We start from the raw sequence: 19,219 nt of genomic DNA, 5'->3' as shown, positions 1-19,219 counted from the left end.
ACGGAAGGTTCCGAACAGGTTTATTCGTGCGGAGGGTTTCATACCCTGGCGCTCTGCGTCGTAATAAAGGGTATGAAAGCCGACTGCAACCACCTTATGAGAACAACATACCCCGATGCTCTGCGCCGGGGTTGTTGATTAAACGGAAAAAGAGCATGATGAAATATGATGTTGTAGTGATCGGGGGCGGTCCCGCAGGTTTGGCTGCAGCCCTCGCCGCGCGGGAAACCGGCGTAAAAAAAATTCTGATTATTGAACGCGACCGTGAATTGGGCGGCATCCTCAATCAATGTATCCACGCCGGCTTCGGCTTGCATGAATTTAAAGAAGAACTAACCGGTCCGGAATATGCGCAGCGTTTTATTATGCAGACTGCGCAAACGGATATTCAGATAATGCTGAATACAATGGTACTCGATATTTCGCCGGAGCGGCTTATCACTGCGGCGGGGACGGGCGGGCTTAAAACCATACAGGCCGGAGCCGTTGTGCTTGCGATGGGTTGCCGCGAACGCACTGCGGGCGCGATTGCCGTAAAAGGGTACCGTCCCGCAGGCGTATATACCGCGGGCATGGCGCAGCGGATGATGAATATGGAAGGCTGCCGCATGGGGTGCGAGGTTGTCATTTACGGATCCGGCGACATCGGGCTGATTATGGCGCGGCGTATGACACTCGAAGGGGCAAAGGTAAAAGCCGTCGTAGAGATTATGCCTTTTTCGAGCGGACTCAACCGGAATATCGCCCAATGTTTGGAGGACTACGGTATACCGCTTTTGTTAAGCCATAATATCAGCTTTATCCACGGAAAGAACCGGCTGGAAGGCGTTACCGTTTCGCAAATCGATTCGCATTTTAACGAAATCGAAGGCACGCAAACATATTATCCCTGCGACACGCTCCTCCTTTCGGTAGGATTGATCCCCGAAAACGAGCTTTCGGTAAAAGCCGGTGTTCCGCTCGATCCGATTACCAACGGACCGATGGTTGACAGCACGATGCAAACGGAGATACCGGGGATATTCGCTTGCGGTAATGTACTGCATGTACACGACATCGTCGATTTTGTAACACGGGAAAGCAGAATCGCCGGTAAACACGCAGGGTTGTATGCGCTCGGCGCTCTACCCGATTCGGCTTTCATTCCCTGCACAGCCGGACGCGGTATCCGGTATGTGATGCCGCGCAAAGTGTTGACCCACATGCCCGACGGAGTGAACCTCTTTATGCGGGTTGATGCCATCTATCAAAACGCTACCGTATTGGTAAAATCGGGAGACACCGTACTTGCAAAAAAACGGATCGCCCGCATGATTCCCTCCGAAATGATCAATATCCCATTGAGCGCCGAAAAGATACGTTCTTTGACGGAACCGATCACCGCAGAAGTTACAGTGGAGTAATGGTGTGATTGCACCTGCTCCATCTGAAAGGTTTTAAGAGGCGTCTGCAGAAACAAATAGCACGATGCGAGAACATCGCATTTCAAGGAAGTCTACCATGAAGCTTTTAATCTACGGTGCAGGTGTAATCGGTAGTTTGTATGCCGCCGCGTTTGCTGAAGCTGGATATAACACCGCTGTGTACGCACGAGGGGAAAGACTTGAAACACTGCAAACCCTCGGTCTACAGTATGAAAAAAACGGCACCATCCACAGAGCAAATGTTACCGTTATCGGTACATTGGAAAATGATGATTTGTATGATTTTATCTTTCTAACCGTAAAAGAAAATCAGGTGCATAAGGCGTTAAAAGAGTTGAAGTACAATATCAGCCCGAATATTGTTACAATGGTAAATACGCTTGAACCGTATAGTAATTGGGAACGTATTTGCGGAACAGGGCGCATTATACCGGCATTTCCGGGGGCAGGAGGCAGTTATGAAAACGGCATCCTTAAAGCGGACTTTACACCGCGTATTATTCAAGTTACAACCTTTGCTGAAATTAACGGAAACCGATCGGCACGGTTGGGAAAATTAGCGGTTATTTTTAGGGTATCGAACATACCGCATGGAATTGTAAAAAATATGCACTGCTGGCAAGTCTGCCATCTGGCGCTGGTCGTTCCGATTGCCGATGCGTATTACAAAGCAAAAAATCCGGAAACGGTTTGGAAAGAAATCGCAGTAATGTATGATACTGCACAACAAATTAAAAGCAACTTTACTATGTTATATCGTTTCGGTATAAAACTTTCCCCGCCTAAGATGTATCTTTTAAGACTTTTACCCGTCCGGATATTACAGATTATTTTTACACTCATTTTTAAAAGCCATTTCGGATATATGTTTATGTACCACCACTCGATGAAAGCTCCCGATGAAATGAAGCAGCTACACATACAATTCTACCGATATCTTGAAAGGACAACTGGAAAAAGCTGTTGATACATTGACAAAAGCGGCAAATCTGTATGGGCATATTCGGCTGTAGGAGCTTTGATACCTTCAGAAAATCATTAGAATATTCAGTTTCTGGCATCTGATATTTAAATTTTGTCAGAATTTCTGTTTCCATTTTTCTCCTTCTTGCTGCCCGAAGGGTAGTCCACATAACATTGTTTTAAACCGCAAACCAGCTTGACTGGTTTGTCGGCTTTGAATTTATTGTTATGTGTTATTCTTCATATTTTTCAATTATTGCTTGTCTTAATGCTCGCCCTTCAACTTGGAATTTCTGTATGGAAGCAATGTTTTCACGAGTAATCATTACCTGCCCTTCATAATCATTTCTTAGCTCAAGATAATCATCATAAGAAAGAATCTTTTCTTCAACAAGTTTTGTTATAATGTACTCGTATTTATTGAACGGATATACATTTTGAATGTTTTCAATTTCAGAGCAAAAATTATCAGCATTTTTGACTTTTGAAATCAAGAGTTCCAATTCATTTTCAAGTGTTTCCATAAACACTCTCCTTAATGTAATTGTATTCGGTATCTGATATTTTAAAATAGGAACAAATGATTTTATCGGCATCTTCTTGTTTCTTTGCGGCTGTCAATATATCTGCATATACATCATAAAATAATTTGACCAAATCATTGTTTAACATAGGTAATGGAAAATCTTGAAAGTGTTGTTTTAATACTTTTTTTGATTTAAATTTTTTCTGATAGATAAAAGAATAGATTGGACTGTTAAACAAACACACTAAGATTTCCATTGGATAATTATTAGATATAATAACATTGGCACTGTTTAAAATTAAGCTATTGCTATCTAACGCACAGACAATTTTATCGGAAATAAATTTATACATAATTTTTTTAGTACGGTACATTTCTACGGGAGCGACCTGTTGAAATATCTCAGGAGTAAAACGTATAAAAGTTTCCGGTGATTTTAATTTATACGGTAATATATCTTTTCCTCGAAACACAGCTTCTTCATTTCCACCCTTGATTTTGTGAACATATTTTTTATTATTTCCTGTTACAATACCTAAAGCAAATTTCGTATCGGTGGGAAGTTTCACGGAATATTCAGAATAAATCTTATTTAAAATTTTATCATCATTTTCAGAAATAGTATAAGATATAAAATAATCCGGTGCAGAAATATTATGTATATTGAGTTTGTTCGTTTTTTCTTTTTTAACAGTAATTTTGATACAACCTTTTACAATTTCAGAAAGCTTTAAAAGCACACATTCTGATTGAACCCCTTTAAATGCCATTCCCAATGGTAGAATATCTATATTTCGATGAGAGTTTAATAAAAATTTTCGAATATTCTTATGAGTTGAAACATTTAATATGGATTCCGGAAGGAAGAAATTTAATTCACCTTTTTCACATAATTTTTGCATTGAATTATATAAAGCAATGCTGAAAACTTCTGTTGTATCTAAAAGCGGATAAGCATCTAACAAAAAATTTTTCTGTTCTTTTGCGAGTTTACTTCCCCATGGCGGATTTGTAACAATAAAATCATATTTTTCTTTATTCTGATTGAACAAATCACTTGTATTCGTAAAAATTAAATCACGCCGTTCAATATGAGGAGAAATAAATGCATCTTCAAAAAACAGAACAAGATTGATATAACAGATTAACAAAGCGGTTTCATCAATATCAAAGGCAAAAATATTTGATGGATTATGCTGCTTCGTAAGTGTATTGATTAAAATACTTCCGCTTCCGCAACAAGGATCTAACACTTTTGCTTTCAATGGAATTTCGATTGAAGTAAGAAGTTCAGCAGGCGTGTAAAATGAACCATCCTTTGATTTACAGGCAATGCTTTGCACTGATTGATAAAAAGCACCTAAAATATCATCATTCTTATTTTCTATATGAAAATTTTGGAAAATATTTTTACCATTGTAAATACTATTTATTTTTGTAAAAATTTCTGAGTTTTTATTGTATAAATTATTGTTTATAAGAATTTGTTTTCCTAGACAAGCGGTAGCTTCTAGAATAGAGAGATTACTGGTTTCAAAATCTTCAATAAGTTTTACAAGAAGCTCTTTTCTTTTTTTATCTTTGATTCCTAAAAATATAAGATCTGAAGATTTTTGGTATGAGCGATTGGCTCTTGATTGCAATCTATTTGTACTTGTTTCAATAGAAGTGATCAAAGCTGAGTATACATCTTTTGTATAATATCCGTCTTTAGGAGATGGAATTACACCGGTTTTTATCCAATTGTTTACAGTGGCAAGAGAAATATTAAATCTATTTTGAATATCTTTTTTTGCAAAAGTTGTTTTCAACTTATTCATATTAATTAAGTATATTCTATTTTTGATTTTTATACTATTCCTCATGAAAAAAGCTGCCCACAGGGCTGTTCACATAACTGCCGCTTAACCTGCATTTTCGGCTCGTCCGCAATGTCAGGTTGAAGCGAGTGTTAGGTTTTATTTCATTTTAGATTTAAAAAATCTTCCGGACTAATTATTTTGACAGGAGAATTCCTAAATCCATTTTCAGCATCTCGTGTAATGATATAATCCGGATTTGCATTTTCCGAACATTTCATTTGAAGCGCACCTTCCAAATCATTCCAGTCTGCATTGTCTACAAAAGCAAGAAAATCTTGTTTTCTTTCTGATAAAATTGTGAAAAAATTACAAAGCAGTTTTATTATACTTTTTCTGCTTTCAATATTATAAGATTTTCTGGAAATAAAGAATACATCGGAAATTGAATGCGCTGTAATAAAACCTGTGTGTTTTTTACAAATACAATCTTTGAAAATTTGATTTGATGCATCAAAGAATTTTTTTCTATTTTGGACAATATCAAGAATAATATTTGTATCAATTAATATTTTCATACTTACGATCCATATTTTTCAGAAAAATACTCCGATTTGGCATCTTCAATAGTTATATCTGAAGAAATACAGCCTGTAATCTGTTTTAATAAATCCATTCCTGCTTCAGTTGATAGTTTATCTTTCTTCTGAGATTTTATGACATTTATTTTATAATCCAGTAAATCAAAAAAATCAGAAACATCTGAAAGAAATTCAACAGGAATGGATTCAAGCCTTTTTTCCAAAACTTCATATGGAACTTGATAAGATCGTTTTTTTGATGTATTTATCATTGTATCAGACATATAATCCTCCTAGATTCAACTACTATATTTCTTTGTGATTTATATAAAGTCAGACGGAAACCGCCCGAAATATTTACATATTATTGACTTTGACATTACATTTCTCAGTATTGCATTTACAAATCTCATATTACGAATTCCTATTTCCTCCCATTAACAAATAGATTATGAATATATGTTGAAAGTTTCACTTACAACGAAGGTATCGCTCTGCGGCATCAGCCTAAGGTTTTATAATTATCCTTACAATAATTATAATATTTTCTAAAATATTCATTATCTGTAATTTTAATAACTAAAATTTATTTTTTCAACTGGCTATACAGTATCTCATTTTCAGTTTTTCCTAATCCAATTATTATTTTTTCAGTCTTAGAGCTTATCAATAAATACGGCGCTCCAGCTTTTAAAATATACAACCGAACATCTCAAAGTTCATTATAATAGAAATGCCCTATTTTAATCGGTCCAAGTCAAAGTCCATTTTTTCTTCTACCTCCAATTGGAATATTTTCAATTTTTATTATATTTTCAATTTCTGCTATTGGTATTTTTACACCGTACATACCTTTGACTATAAGTACATCATTTTCCACAAATGCGCCAGTTGTTTTATAAATTCCTATAAATGATAAAATCAGTAACACAAGAATTCCAAGCGTTAAAACTGCTTTAAAAGTCTTTTTTTCAGAATTCATTTTCCATCTCCTTGTATAAATTTTATTTGCATCCGAAAATTTACAGGTTTGATTTTTAACTTCTTCACTTTCTAAAAGAATAAATATACTTACGAATTTTTTCTCTCCAGACTTATTCTTTTTAAGTGCCGCTGTGCGGCATCAATCTAACTACCGCTTAACCTGCATTTGCGGCTTGTCCGCAATGTCAGGTTGAAGCGGGTGTTAGACGTCTTTCATTTATCTTGTACTAATAATCTTAATTCTTTTTCCATAACAAATGGGCATCCTAAAACAAAGTACATATCCACGCTAGTGCAGCACAAATCGGAATATATATAATGTAATGAATGACATGTGTTTTCCAATTATATCCAAATAAATGCGAACCTACCATATCCTTAACTTCCGGATAAAAATGAGGAAAGAAATTTGAATGACAGAGAAGAACCCAATCGAAAAACACAATATCGAAAGTTTCCATTCCGTAAAGCATAATTAAAAATCTTATGAAAAATTCAATAAAATTAAAATTATTATGAATTCCGTCCCATGCTCCAAGTATAAATGCACCAAAAAGGATAAGAAAAGCAATTGCAATTATAATCCAACCGATTATATGTGCACCGTGAAATCTTTCTTTTCGGTCAGGAACAGCATCATAAACCTCTTTGGGGGCTGAAGAAAAAAACTTCTTGTTTTGAACAAAAGCCACACCTCCATACAACAAAAGAAAATAAAACACCATCAGCATAAGAGTTGTTATCATTGTTATTGCCATTTGTTATACACCTTATTTATTTGTATTATATTTTAAATTAAAAAACTAGCGGATCTATGAGAGCGTCCAACTAATATTCTTTCTTAAACAGATGAATTTTCTGCTTCACGAATACAAATCCCTTTTTTTATATTCAAATACATTCCTGTTTGTATTGTTATTTAATAATAAACTGCATATCTACAAAATCAAATTGAATTATATGGTTATAGAAAAAAACATTACCAAGCCCATTTAGTTTCATCATATGAGATTGTGCTCCTTTATTAAAACCAGAGCCTTTTATTGTTGAATAAGCACCATTCATATTGTTGTAAATAACCTCACCTATTTTTATATCATTATAAGAATACATTACTCTTGGTGTAATAGGAACTTTATCTTTATAGCCATATCCATAATTTGAATAATCATTTATATCATATTGTTGATTTCTATCTCCAAAATTATGTCTTGGAGTAAACCCATAATTACCTGTATCAATCATTCCGAATTCAGGTTGTCCTCTATATTCAAAATAAATATCAAATTCATCATTAGGACTTTGATACATTTTTAAAGCAGCACCATCAAGTTTTTCGTCATTTAAAATAATATATTGATTGATAAAGTCTATTGTAACTCTGTCATAATTCAATAGAAATTCAGCTCCGATAACTCCATCAAAAGTTTCATTAACATTAGGATCATATCGCAGAGAATTGTCTCCAAAAGATACGGAAGCTAGATAATTAAGATTATAATTAGACCATTCGTTTTTTAAATATTGAGCAACTTCTTTTTCTGAAGAATGATTCTTTATCAGCTCTAGTTCATTCTGTTTGATATATTCAACTACTTTTTGTATGAAATCATCTTCAGTCACATTAATCTTTTCTAATAAAGAATAATAAAACCAGTTCCGTGTAGAGCCTGAATCTAACATTACATATACGTCATTATTCCCTTCTACTTTTAAAACAGGTTTTCCCAAACAACCATAAAAATTCATTGTAAAAGGAATTCGTGAATCTGTTCGCTCACGATTTAATTCTTCTTTAGCTTTAGAGTAATCAAATTCGCTTTGTGTTAACTGTTCGGTCAATATTTTTCCATCATAACTGAGTTTTTTACCGTCGGAATTATTTTTACAAGAAATTAGTAGTGAGCAATATACTACTGTTAGAAAAAATATTTTTTTCATTAATCTTCCTTTTTATAAAATTTTTATAGTTTATATTATATTTTTGAAACCATTTTTCAATCGCCTCTTTGTTTTACTTGATTTTTTTTCTTCCGTGCGAGCTTTAATACAACCGCTTCCTAATTTGCCCTAATAAACAAAAAATATCCAAGCCATTGGGCAATCCGTCTAACACCTTTTCGACCTTTCCTCATAATATCATAAAAACTACTCGTTTACAATCTAAACTGCTACAAGATAAGAAATTAAATCTTTCTGCCATAATATTAACCTGCACACAGCATCAACAGCCGGATTAGACCTATCATCACTAAACAGGCTAAAGAAAAATTACAGCCTATCTATAGGGCTTTGCTCGCCAAGACCACCGCGGTTAGGGAAACAAAAGAGCGGCAAGCGCTTGATTTTGACTTGAAGCAGCGACTTTTTCTTTTACTGCAAGATAGCTCACAAAGGGATTTATCTCCGCATCGGAATAGGCGTATCACTTTCCCCAATCGTTCCGGTGTTCAAAACTATCGCTTCATGCGGATCGCTGTCATTACTTTCTCAATTTTACAGAAGCGAGGATAACTCTTGCTTTTATGATTATATGGAAGAGAGATTGCGTGTAACAAAAAAAAAGCAAAAAAGTTACAAAATTAATGATTGACAAATGAAAAAAAATCTTATAGCATATATCTAATTAAAGTTGGTCGCTAAAAAGCGTGTTACGCTTTGGCCAAAAAAGTATTAAAGGAGGTATTTTTCATTATGAAAAAATATCTACTCGTAAGCTTGACTATTCTTTTTGCTGCTACTTTTGTGTGGGCAGAAGAAGCTACAACTACCGAACCGAGCGTCGATATTGAAGCCGACGCAACCTTAAGCTGGGGATTTGACCTTGGCTCAAAGACTAAACCGGGTTTTAAGAACGGATTCAAGAACGAAGCTTCTTGGAACGTAACATTCCCGCTCCTCAAGAAGGCTAATAAAACTTCTACCAAGAGTGATGTACCCGTATACGGCGAAGTTACTTTAAAGGATGTGGGGCTGAATCTTGTCAGCGAAAAAGATAGCGGTGGACGTTTTATCATGGACGGGAAGGTAGACAAACTTGCCGCTAAATTGGTTATCTATGACGCTTATGTAACCGTCTTCAATAAGCCGAGCTTTGCAACAGACTATGCTAAAATATGGGAACCTGTTGATACCGATCAGTATATACCAGAAGACTATAGATTTAAGCCCTCATTTGGTGGCTATGGTACAAAGATCGGCTATGCAAACAAGGACTTGATGGCCTTGGATGTCGGTTTAAAACTTGGTTCCAGCAGCAACTGGGCTCCTGACGATCCGTCTGCAATCCAGCATATGAAACATTTTGATGGTTCTACCAGATTGGAAGGGGGTGAATATATCTACATATACGATCCTGATACAAAGGACTGGAAGTGGACCGAAGGTGGTGGTAAGGGCACATGGAATGGCGATCCTCTGTGGTTCCCGCCGGCTGGTGACTATTATTTTACCGCTACAAAGAATGGCGATGCCGAGGTGTATCACTACGGAATCGGCTTTGATTTTTCTATGAAGCCGCTTGATAAAATGCTTACAGTTGCCTGTACCGTTAACTCTACATTTGGTAAACAGTATAAAAAGGTTGATGATGGTCTTCTTAATCTCGGTTTTGAAGTAACCTCAGAGCCGATGGATGGATTAAAGTTAAAGGCTGGTTTTGATGGTAAATATGTGTTTGATAACAAAGCATTTGACTGGGATACCGTATTTACTGCTGAATACAAATGGGTAGGCGCAGGTGTGTATGTTGCTTCTGCCAATACAAAAGTTGGAAGTAGCAAAATTGATATGGCAGTATTTGCTCAGTTTGCAACAAAGGGCGATAAAGAGGATGCGACCAACCTTGTTGAAGGTTTGGATGCAGGTGTCTATATCGGTATGTACAAACTGCTCGGTAGCTCTAAATTCCCGTTCTTTACAAAGGTTTGGGGTGCATATACGGTTAATATCAACGATTCTATGTGGATAAAGCCGTTCGCAAATCTTTGGCTTGAAACCAACCATGGTACTCAAGCTGTTGGTCTTGTTTATAACCTTGGTGTAACTTACAGCCCTGTTGAAAAGGTTGAAGTAACGGCAAAATGGAGTCATGGCAAAATTAACACTGATACTCACAGCGGTATCATTAAGTCCTCTGTTATCGACAGCGAACACAGAGGTCGTTTTGTTCTTTCTCTCAAAGTTAGCTACTAAGCCATATTTGGTCTCATAGCTAAACTTAAAAGCCTGTTCCGCACCACGCGGAGCAGGCTTTTTTATTTGTACACTGTACCCTGATGCTTTGCGTCGGGGGTATTAACCTCTTCCTTTTTTAGCCAAAAGCCCATCTTATGGAGTACGAACCACTGCGCCGAGCATGCAAAAGCACCTATCGGTAGTCTTCAAAATCCTTACAGCCTCGTCCAAAAATGTACCTCCTTGTACTTCTCTGCCGATGTATCTCCTTGTTACATCGGCAGAGGACAAGTTTTGTGCCAAAACTCCTATGTTTTTTGTCAAGTAGAAAAGCAAAACTTTTTAGTTTTTTCTCTGCTTGACCGCTCCCGCCCATCCGTGGGCGTTCTGACGACGAGTCCGCATTGCGAACTCGATTCTGCTGGAACCACGGACATCCGTGACGGTTCTGCTACGTTGAGCATTTATTTTTGCGTAGCAACGAAGTAGATGCCCTTCCGTAAGCCTTTTGAAATAGACTGTTAAGCAGTTGTACATCCGTGTACCTCTCTACCGATGTACGTCCATGTACATCGGTAGAGGACAAGTTTTGTTCCAAAACTTGTTTCTGACTTATTCCCCGCCCATCCTTGGGCGTTCTGATACGTTGAGCATTTTCAGAAGCTGCACGCGGTATACAACTTTTCCGTAAGCCTTTTGAAATAGACGGCGCAGATACGAGGCGCAAGCACAAATTAACCGCAGGCGTATCTTTGATACGTTGAGGATTAATTTGTGCGCAGCAACGAAGTAGATGTGCCGTATATTTCAAAAGGTGTGGGGGAAGGCACATTGTATAACCTCCTCCATCCTAGTAACAGGATGGAACTGAATGCCTTTCTTTATGTGCTCGGGGATTTTTTCAAGGTCGCGGATATTCGCGGCAGGGATGATAATCTCCTTGATGCCGTTGCGGCGGGCGGCGATGGTTTTTTCTTTTAAGCCGCCGATTGGGAGTACCTGACCGGTCAGAGAGAGTTCGCCGGTCATGGCGAGCTTCGGTTTAATGACTTTACCGGACAACAGCGAAAGCAGCGCAACAGTCATCGTGATGCCGGCGGAGGGGCCGTCTTTGGGAGTTGCGCCTTCCGGAATGTGCAGGTGGATAACGTGGCTTTCAAACCACTTGACGCTTGCAATACCGTGCGCATCGGCAAAGTGGCGCACCCATGTCCATGCAATCGAGGCGGACTCCTTCATCACATTACCCATCTGACCGGTCAGGCGGAACTGCCCCTTGCCCTTATTCGATAAGGCTTCTATCAGCAGCGTATCGCCGCCCATACTCGTCCATGCAAGCCCGATCGCCGTGCCGGGAACTTTTGCGTATTTGATATCGTCGTCGCGGAAAATGGGTTTGCCGAGCATCTTTTCGATTTCGGCGGTATCGGGCGCAAATATGTCTTTTTCGCCGCGCTCGCCGGTAACCAGCTCAACGGCGATTTTACGGTGGAGCTTATCGAGGTTCTTTTCAAAGTTGCGTACTCCCGCCTCCCGCGCATAGCCGTTCGCAATATGCAGCAGTATCTGCTTGGAATATTTCACCTGCGTTTTCTTTAAGCCGTTTTTTTCAAGGCTTTTCGGCAGCAGATAGTGCTTTGCGATTTCTACTTTTTCAGAATCGATATAACCCGCGAGTTGAATAACTTCGGCGCGGTCGAGTAGCGGGCGCGGAATACCGTCAAGCGTGTTCGCCGTCAGGATAAATACGATATGCGACAGGTCAAACGGCAGATCGAGGTAGTGGTCGCGGAACGAAACATTCTGTTCGGGGTCGAGCACCTCAAGCAAGGCACTGGATGGGTCGCCCTGATAGCTTTGCCCCATCTTATCGATTTCGTCAATCATAAAGACCGGCGCCTTTGTTTTCACGATTTTTAATCCCTGCAAAATTTTGCCGGGCATCGCGCCGATGTACGTTCTGCGGTGACCTTTAATTTCAGCCTCATCTCGCATACCGCCCACCGAGAACCGGAAAAACGGTTTATTCATCGCACGGGCAATCGACTTGCCGACACTCGTTTTACCGACACCGGGCGGCCCCACCAGCAAAACAATCGAGCCCTTCGTATCGTTTTTCAGTTTCCGCACCGCAAGGTATTCGATAATCCGCTTCTTTACATCCTCCAACCCGTAGTGATCCGCATCCAAAACTTTTTTCGCTTCTTCTATATTATACGCTTCCGGTTCGGGAGGGTTCCACGGGAGTGTCAGCGCGGTTTCAAGATAATTCCGTCCGACAATGTACTCAGGCGAATTCGGCTCGAGAAACTTGAATTTTTCAAACTCGGCTTCTATCGTCTCTTTTACTTCACCTTCAAAATGGAACGAGTCGATCAGCTTGCGGAATTTCTCTTCATCGGCATCCTTTGGATCGGAACTTAAGCCCAGCTCTTTTTTGATACTTTTGAGCTCTTCATGCAGGAAGTATTCGCGCTGATTTTTTTCAATCCGCGTATTCAGATCTGCCTGAATCTTCCGCTGAACATCGAGCAGCTCTTTTTCTTTTTTGATATGAACAAAAACCTTTTCCATCCGTTCACGGACGTTGATGGTTTCCAATATCTTTTGCTGATCCTCTTTCGGAATATTCAGAATGCTGGCAGTAAAGTCCGCAATCTTTCCCGGATGGTCGATGTTGACAATGTTGAGCCGCATCTCTTCCGTAAAGAGCGGGTTGTTTTCGGAAAGTTCTTTCATCTCTCCGATCAGTCCGCGGAGCATCGCCTTTACCTCAACCGTATTCTCTTCTTCATCTTCGAGATACTGAACCGCTACGACAATCGGTTTTTTCTCGTTGACAACTTTGCGGATTTTGAACCGCTTCAAGGTTGAAATAAGAATATTGATACCGCCGTCAGGCAGGTTGATTTTTTTGATAATCCGCGCAGCGGCTCCTATTTGATACACATCGGAGGCGCCCGGCTCTTCCGTCTCGTTTTTTAACAGCGAAAGGCCGATAAAACCGGTGCTGCCGTACGCTTCTTCGACGGAGCGGATGTCGTCGGCATCGTTGAGCAGCAGCGGGGTAAAAATCCCCGGATAAATAGGCCGACCGTTCAGCGGAATAAGATTGATTTTTTTAGGCAAAAGCTCTTCGATTGGAATAACCGCCTTTTCTTCTTTCTGAGTTGATGTATCCACCTCGTTCGGCGTATCTAAAGTCTTTGAAGTATCTGAATTCATAGCTTTAAATATCGTCATTATTCAGCGAAAAGTCAATAAATGCCCTTTTATCTCTTGAGGAAATGCGGTATACTGCCCCGTATGGGGAAAAGTATCGTTTTTGTTAACCAGAAAGGCGGGGTAGGGAAGACCACTTCCGCCGTCAATATCGGCGCATACTTTGCACAGGCAGGGAAAAAGACGCTGCTTGTGGACTTTGATCCGCAGGGTAATATGTCGTCGGGTGTCGGGATTTCCAAAAAGCAGCCGAGTATTTATGATGCGCTTGCCGGAAAAATCCCTATTCAAAAAACGGTCAGACCGACGGCGGTTAAGGACTTGTATGCAATCCCCGCTGATATCAATTTATCGGGCGCCACTATCGAATTGGTTGATCAGCAATCCCGAGAATTTTTTCTCCGCGACAATCTCGCGCTCCTGAAAGAAGAATATGAATATATTTTAATTGATTGCCCCCCGTCGTTGGGAATTTTAACGCTGAACGGGCTTGCCGCTGCGGATGAAGTGTTTATTCCGCTGCAGTGTGAATATTTTGCACTTGAGGGGTTAACGCTCCTTTTGCAAACCGTTAAAAGAGTGCAGGAAAAAATCAATCCCCGCCTTAAAATCGGCGGTATCTTTTTCACGATGTACGATTCCCGCACAAAGCTCGCACAGGAAGTTGTGCAGCAGGTTACCGCCTATTTTAAAGACCGCGTATGCAGTACGATTATCCCGCGCAATGTCCGCCTCTCCGAAGCGCCCTCCCACGGGCTGCCCATCTGCAAGTATGACGCTTCCTGTATCGGCGCCCGCAGCTACGAAAAACTCGCACAGGAGGTGCTTGACCGTGCCTAAATCTGCACTGGGCAAAGGACTCGACTCCTTGCTTCCTCCCGATATCACGGATTTGTGCTCAAACGATGCTGCTGCGCAATCTTCGGATGTACAATCGGATAGCGGTTTGTCTGTAATGCCGCAGCAGAATGTGATGCAAGGAGCGGTCGCGCAACAAGCCGGTACTCAAAATCGCGCCGATACTGTCGGTTCTGCTCCGGTTGAACTTGACCCCGCGCTATTAAAACCCAATCCGTTTCAGCCCCGCCGCACTTTTAATGAAGATAGTTTGCAGGAGCTTGCCGCTTCCATCAAAGAACACGGGATTATTCAGCCGATTATCGCGGAAAAAAACGGCGATGAATACTATATTATTGCAGGAGAGCGAAGAACGAGGGCGGCGCTTTTAGCGGGGCTTACGCGGATACCGGTCATCTTCCGTGAATTTGAAAATAGCAAAAAGCTTGAAATTGCGCTGATCGAAAATATTCAGCGGGAAAACCTCAATCCGATTGAAGAGGCTAAGGCATATCAGGAGATTATGCAGCTGTCCAATCTTAATCAGGAGGAGACCGCCAAGCGGGTAGGGAAGAGCCGATCGGCAGTTGCCAATGCGATGCGGCTTTTACAGCTGCCCGACGAAATGCAGACAGCGCTCGAAAAAGGCGCCATCACCGCAGGTCATGCGCGGGCAATTCTCTCTCTTATCAATCCGGCGGATCAAACGCTGCTATTTACCCGCATTACGGAGCAGGCTCTTTCAGTGCGTGACGCGGAGATGCAGGCGGCTCAGTTGAAAAACGGCAGCCGTACCGGACAGAAAAAATCAGCGCCGCAGCCGGTAAGCCGACCGGAAACGGATGATGCACAGCTTGCGGTCAAGGATATTGAGCAGCAATTTATCGATGCGCTCGGCACAAAGGTTGAAATTAAAGGCGATCTTGAAAAAGGTATCGTGTATATTTCGTACTTTTCGCAGGCAGACCTTGATGCGCTCTATAATAAAATTGCTGCAAAATAGCATTGCAGGAACATAACAGTCGATGGCAAATCTTTCCGATTATGTAATCTGGCGCGGCGATCTTCCTTTTGAGGCGCGTCCCTTCAATGCGATAGATGCGCTGGTACTGTGTCAGCTTTCTTACCTTAACTTTTTCGATATTGTTCCCGCTCAATTTGATGACGGTATTACGCTGCAGGAAGCTGCGCATCTCTATGCCGCCGATTCTACGCGCGGAACCCCCGAAGAGTTCGGTGTGTTTATCAATCCGCTCACTGCCGATTTACTTAAAACTGCTGCGGAAACGGAGCGCTTCGGTTCCATTCTGTTAAAAGGCTTTGTGAATGAGATTGAGCGCAATGCGGATAAGCAGTTCGCAGCAATAACTGCCATACTTCCAACAGGATGCGCTTGTGTTGTCTATCGTGGTACGGACGATACTATAATCGGATGGAAAGAAGACTGCCTTTTGAGCCTTCCCGACCCCATCCCCTCTCATGCTTCGGCGGCGGATTATCTTTCGGCAGCGGCGGAAGCGCTCGGTATGTGCGGTATCGAAAAGCTCTCCATTGCGGGGCATTCCAAGGGCGGAAACCTTGCGCTCTATGCGGCTGGGACTGCCGCCGCTTCGATACGGGAGCTGATTGAGCGGGTGTTCTGTTTTGACGGTCCCGGCTTTGCGTTTGATATCGAACAGCGGAGCGGATTTCAAGCGATTATCCCTAAAACCGCTTCTTTTATTCCGCAGTCGTCCGTTGTCGGCGTGCTTTTATCCTATCTGCCGCATTATACCGTTATTGAAAGCGCCGAAACCAACACCTTCTGGCAGCATGATGCGTTTTCTTGGCAAATTAAACGAGATGAGTTTGTAACCTATCAGCAAGGGCGGACAAAGGAAAGCTATTTTGCGGAAAAAACCATGCGGGAATGGCTTTCTCACCTTGATGATAACGAGCGGAAAGAATTTATCGAAACATTGTTTGCGGTTATGTTCGGCACCGGTGCGGAAACAATGAGCGAATTAACCGCCAACGGACTTGCTCATTCGCTGCACATTTTAAAAGAGCTGCACACGGTAGATTCCGAGCGGCGGAAAGAGCTGTTTGCCGTTATCAAGGCCTTTTTCGGCGCCGTTTACACGCATTTCCCCTATCCGTAATTCTTAATTTCAAAAGCGAACATAAAGCGGATAAATTCTTCGTGACAGTTTTGAATATAGTTTTTATACACTCTGTAGGACTTCTGTAGCAAATTGCAAGTCGTTAAGATCATGCTATTTTATCTATTTTGTCTAACCGGTTCCGCTTAGGCAAGGGGGATACCATCTCTCTTTTCTGTCCAAGAAAAAGCATTTTTTTGCTTGACTTTTGAGGGGGGGTATTATAGAAGAAGATTTATTTATAGCGGATACCTGTACTTATCCGTTACAGTAAGGAGAAATTTATGGGAAACCTCTAAAACCTGAGATTTTTAGAGATGTTCTATATAGCATTCTAATAGCATTATAGACTTTGTTGCGAGGGGGGATATCTTTTAAGACCAATACGGCTTTTAAAAGATATCCCCCTGACACATTCGATCAGTCTGCTTAATTTTTAAAGGAGATGTATATGACGTTACGTTCTAAACTGACACTTTCAATGGCACTGACGGTTTCTATTGCGGCATGTGTTATATTAGGGTTTTCGGTTTTTTCTGTTCGCCAATTAGTTGAACGACAATTTTACAAAGGCGTTCCGGGAGTTTTATCGATGGCAAGCATCGATTTACAGTCCGATTTATTGTTCGGATATTCTCGTTCAGAAGCGTGGGCAAATAATCAAATACTTATTGATTGGTTGGACGATGGTACGCCTGAAGGCGAAAGTAAGAATGCTATTATACGTCGTCTTGAAGAGTTTGCTTCTGAAAAACGTATTATCTCTTCTTGGGTATCAAGTACACAGACAAAAGATTATTATATAGTGGACGCAAATAAAAAGGTTCATTATTCCCTCTTGAAGGAAAGTGAACCGGCGGATGCATGGTTTTTTAAAACGATAAAGTTGAAAGAAAAAGTAACATTCAATATCAACAAAAGCAAAGAGACCGGTGTGATGGGGTTGTGGATCAATGCACACGTTTATAATCAAGAATCAGAATTATTAGGGATTGTTGGCGTAGGGCTTGATCTTGACGAATCGGTTGAGACAATGAAACAAACACTACCGTCTGCACATTCGATCCTATTTGTAACGGATGAAAATGATAATATCGTTATTTCGTCAAATAATGAAAGTTTTGGCGTATCATTAAAAGAATATTTACCGGAAACGATGAATGAGATTCCGCAATATCCTGATATAAAAACATGGAAAGATGGAAAAAGAGGCAAGATGATATACAGCGGACGACAGATTGCAAATCTTCCGTATAATATTGTATTTATTGCGCCTGTGGATGATTTTTTACCCGGTATGTTTACCATTGCAGAAATCCCACTGCTTGTAACAATCATTGTAATAGGAATATCTATTTCGTTGCTGTATTTCTCAATACGAAAAACCGTAAGCAAACCATTGAGTAATACTGCTTCTGCGCTTAAAGATATTGCTCAAGGAGATGGGGATTTGACATTCCGATTGCCAATTCATGGGAAAGATGAAATAGCGCTATTATCTGAATATTTCAATAAAATGCTTTCAAAAATTGCGGCGTCTATTCACCAAGTCGGAACAAACACGAGCATAATGAAAGAAGTAGGTAATGAACTTGCATCTAATATGACAGGAACGGCGAGTGCAGTACATGAGATTAGTGCAAACATCGATGAGGTAAAGCAGCAGGCGATAACTCAAGCAGCAAGCGTCACTGAAACAGCTGCCGTTATTGAAGAGATTGTTCGTACAATTACACAACTGAATGCCGGTATCGAGATGCAGGCGACAAGTGTCGTGCAATCTTCTTCATCGATAGAAGAAATGGTTGCAAATATCGCATCAATCGGAAAAACGCTTGAGAAAACAGACTCTGTTATCAAAGAGCTTACCGCTGCAACCGGTGACGGCAAGGCAACAATTGTTACCTCTAATACTGTAACACAGAAAATCGCAGAAGAATCGGGTTCTCTTTTGGAAGCATCAAGTGTTATTCAGCACATTGCATCGCAGACGAATTTACTTGCAATGAATGCTGCAATAGAAGCTGCTCATGCAGGAGAAGCTGGAAAAGGATTTGCCGTTGTAGCAGACGAAATCCGTAAGCTTGCCGAAGATTCTGCAGCACAAGGCAAAAGCATTACCGCTACATTGAAAATGTTATCAAGTGAAATTGAAATGCTTTCTGCTTCGTCGAAAACTGTTGAAGAAAAGTTTAATGCGATCTTTAATCTTGCAGAGCAGGTAAAAGCCATGAGTACACAGGTTACCGAATCGATGCAGGAACAGGAGAATGGTAGTAAGGAAGTACTGGCAGCTATTAAGAGCATTAATACGGTAACGGTTGAAGTGCAAACCGGTTCGGAAGAAATGTTGAAAGGCGGAGAAAAAAGCTTCGCAGGAAATGCAAAAACTCGACAATCTGACTTGTGTTATCACGGAAAGTATAAACGAAATGGCATCGGGAGCTGCACAAATTAATAATGCCGTGCAGGAAGTGAATGCAATTACACAGAAGAATAAACGGAGTATTGAAAATTTGGCTGAAGAAGTTTCAAAATTTAAGGTATAGGGAACCTCTAAAAATCT

General features: G+C 40.5%; 14 protein-coding genes and 2 pseudogenes. 7 read left to right on the top strand and 9 right to left on the bottom strand.

The annotated features are described in order from the left end of the window. The first annotated feature begins 155 nt into the window (after positions 1 to 155). On the top strand, positions 156 to 1,403 hold the full coding sequence (locus GWP40_RS11920; RefSeq protein WP_212565487.1) for an NAD(P)/FAD-dependent oxidoreductase: 1,248 nt from the start codon (positions 156 to 158) through the stop codon (positions 1,401 to 1,403). A gap of 97 nt (positions 1,404 to 1,500) precedes the next feature. After that, on the top strand, positions 1,501 to 2,391 hold the full coding sequence (locus GWP40_RS11915) for a ketopantoate reductase family protein (RefSeq protein WP_212565486.1): 891 nt from the start codon (positions 1,501 to 1,503) through the stop codon (positions 2,389 to 2,391). A 229-nt stretch (positions 2,392 to 2,620) separates the two neighbouring features. Here the strand turns inward: GWP40_RS11915 and GWP40_RS11910 are convergent, their stop codons facing one another. The 8 genes and pseudogenes from GWP40_RS11910 to GWP40_RS13485 form a co-directional block, all read right to left on the bottom strand. Next, complete coding sequence (locus GWP40_RS11910) at positions 2,621 to 2,911, bottom strand: hypothetical protein (RefSeq protein WP_212565485.1); 291 nt, start codon at positions 2,909 to 2,911, stop codon at positions 2,621 to 2,623. Beyond that, entirely contained in the window at positions 2,898 to 4,733 is a 1,836-nt protein-coding gene (locus GWP40_RS11905; protein WP_212565484.1) for a TaqI-like C-terminal specificity domain-containing protein, read from the bottom strand. Before GWP40_RS11905 ends, GWP40_RS11910 begins: the two co-directional genes overlap by 14 nt. Before the next feature lie 143 nt (positions 4,734 to 4,876). Then, positions 4,877 to 5,290 (bottom strand): type II toxin-antitoxin system VapC family toxin, encoded by a 414-nt coding sequence (locus GWP40_RS11900; protein WP_212565483.1) that lies wholly within the window; start codon positions 5,288 to 5,290, stop codon positions 4,877 to 4,879. A 2-nt stretch (positions 5,291 to 5,292) separates the two neighbouring features. Beyond that, positions 5,293 to 5,577 (bottom strand): hypothetical protein, encoded by a 285-nt coding sequence (locus GWP40_RS11895; protein WP_212565482.1) that lies wholly within the window; start codon positions 5,575 to 5,577, stop codon positions 5,293 to 5,295. Between the two features lie 473 nt (positions 5,578 to 6,050). Next, positions 6,051 to 6,275, bottom strand: a complete 225-nt coding sequence (locus GWP40_RS13170; protein ID WP_230974465.1) for a hypothetical protein — start codon at positions 6,273 to 6,275, stop codon at positions 6,051 to 6,053. A 268-nt stretch (positions 6,276 to 6,543) separates the two neighbouring features. Beyond that, positions 6,544 to 7,035, bottom strand: coding sequence for a hypothetical protein (locus tag GWP40_RS11885; protein WP_002675099.1), 492 nt, complete (start codon positions 7,033 to 7,035; stop codon positions 6,544 to 6,546). 157 nt (positions 7,036 to 7,192) lie between these two features. Next, positions 7,193 to 8,218: a hypothetical protein gene (locus GWP40_RS11880; RefSeq protein WP_212565481.1), complete on the bottom strand. Its 1,026-nt coding sequence runs from the start codon at positions 8,216 to 8,218 to the stop codon at positions 7,193 to 7,195. A gap of 379 nt (positions 8,219 to 8,597) precedes the next feature. Continuing rightward, positions 8,598 to 8,693, bottom strand: a pseudogene (locus GWP40_RS13485) (phage integrase N-terminal SAM-like domain-containing protein); the annotation flags it as partial. 278 nt (positions 8,694 to 8,971) lie between these two features. Here GWP40_RS13485 and msp point away from each other — a divergent pair. After that, positions 8,972 to 10,471 (top strand): major outer sheath protein Msp, encoded by a 1,500-nt coding sequence (gene msp, locus GWP40_RS11875; protein WP_212565480.1) that lies wholly within the window; start codon positions 8,972 to 8,974, stop codon positions 10,469 to 10,471. Positions 10,472 to 11,260: 789 nt separating this feature from the next. Here msp and lon read toward each other — a convergent pair. Next, complete coding sequence (lon, locus tag GWP40_RS11870; protein WP_414162749.1) at positions 11,261 to 13,696, bottom strand: endopeptidase La; 2,436 nt, start codon at positions 13,694 to 13,696, stop codon at positions 11,261 to 11,263. 63 nt (positions 13,697 to 13,759) lie between these two features. Here lon and GWP40_RS11865 point away from each other — a divergent pair, with 63 nt between their 5' ends. The 4 genes and pseudogenes from GWP40_RS11865 (at position 13,760) to GWP40_RS11850 (ending at position 19,202) form a co-directional block, all read left to right on the top strand. Further along, the gene (locus tag GWP40_RS11865; protein WP_212565479.1) at positions 13,760 to 14,515 is read left to right on the top strand and encodes a ParA family protein; all 756 of its coding nucleotides are present in this window, start codon (positions 13,760 to 13,762) and stop codon (positions 14,513 to 14,515) included. 115 nt (positions 14,516 to 14,630) lie between these two features. After that, positions 14,631 to 15,515 carry a ParB/RepB/Spo0J family partition protein gene (locus GWP40_RS11860; protein ID WP_414162773.1) on the top strand — a complete coding sequence of 295 codons (885 nt, stop codon included), beginning with the start codon at positions 14,631 to 14,633 and terminating at the stop codon, positions 15,513 to 15,515. Positions 15,516 to 15,537: 22 nt separating this feature from the next. Next, positions 15,538 to 16,653, top strand: coding sequence for an Mbeg1-like protein (locus tag GWP40_RS11855; RefSeq protein ID WP_212565477.1), 1,116 nt, complete (start codon positions 15,538 to 15,540; stop codon positions 16,651 to 16,653). Between the two features lie 451 nt (positions 16,654 to 17,104). Continuing rightward, a pseudogene (locus GWP40_RS11850) lies at positions 17,105 to 19,202 on the top strand (methyl-accepting chemotaxis protein). The last annotated feature ends 17 nt before the right edge of the window (positions 19,203 to 19,219 follow it).

This window comes from Treponema vincentii, from assembly GCF_018336815.1.
In the GTDB taxonomy this organism is placed as follows: domain Bacteria; phylum Spirochaetota; class Spirochaetia; order Treponematales; family Treponemataceae; genus Treponema.
The sequence above is the reverse complement of the archived record's forward strand: the minus strand, read 5'-3'. Positions and strand labels throughout refer to the sequence as shown.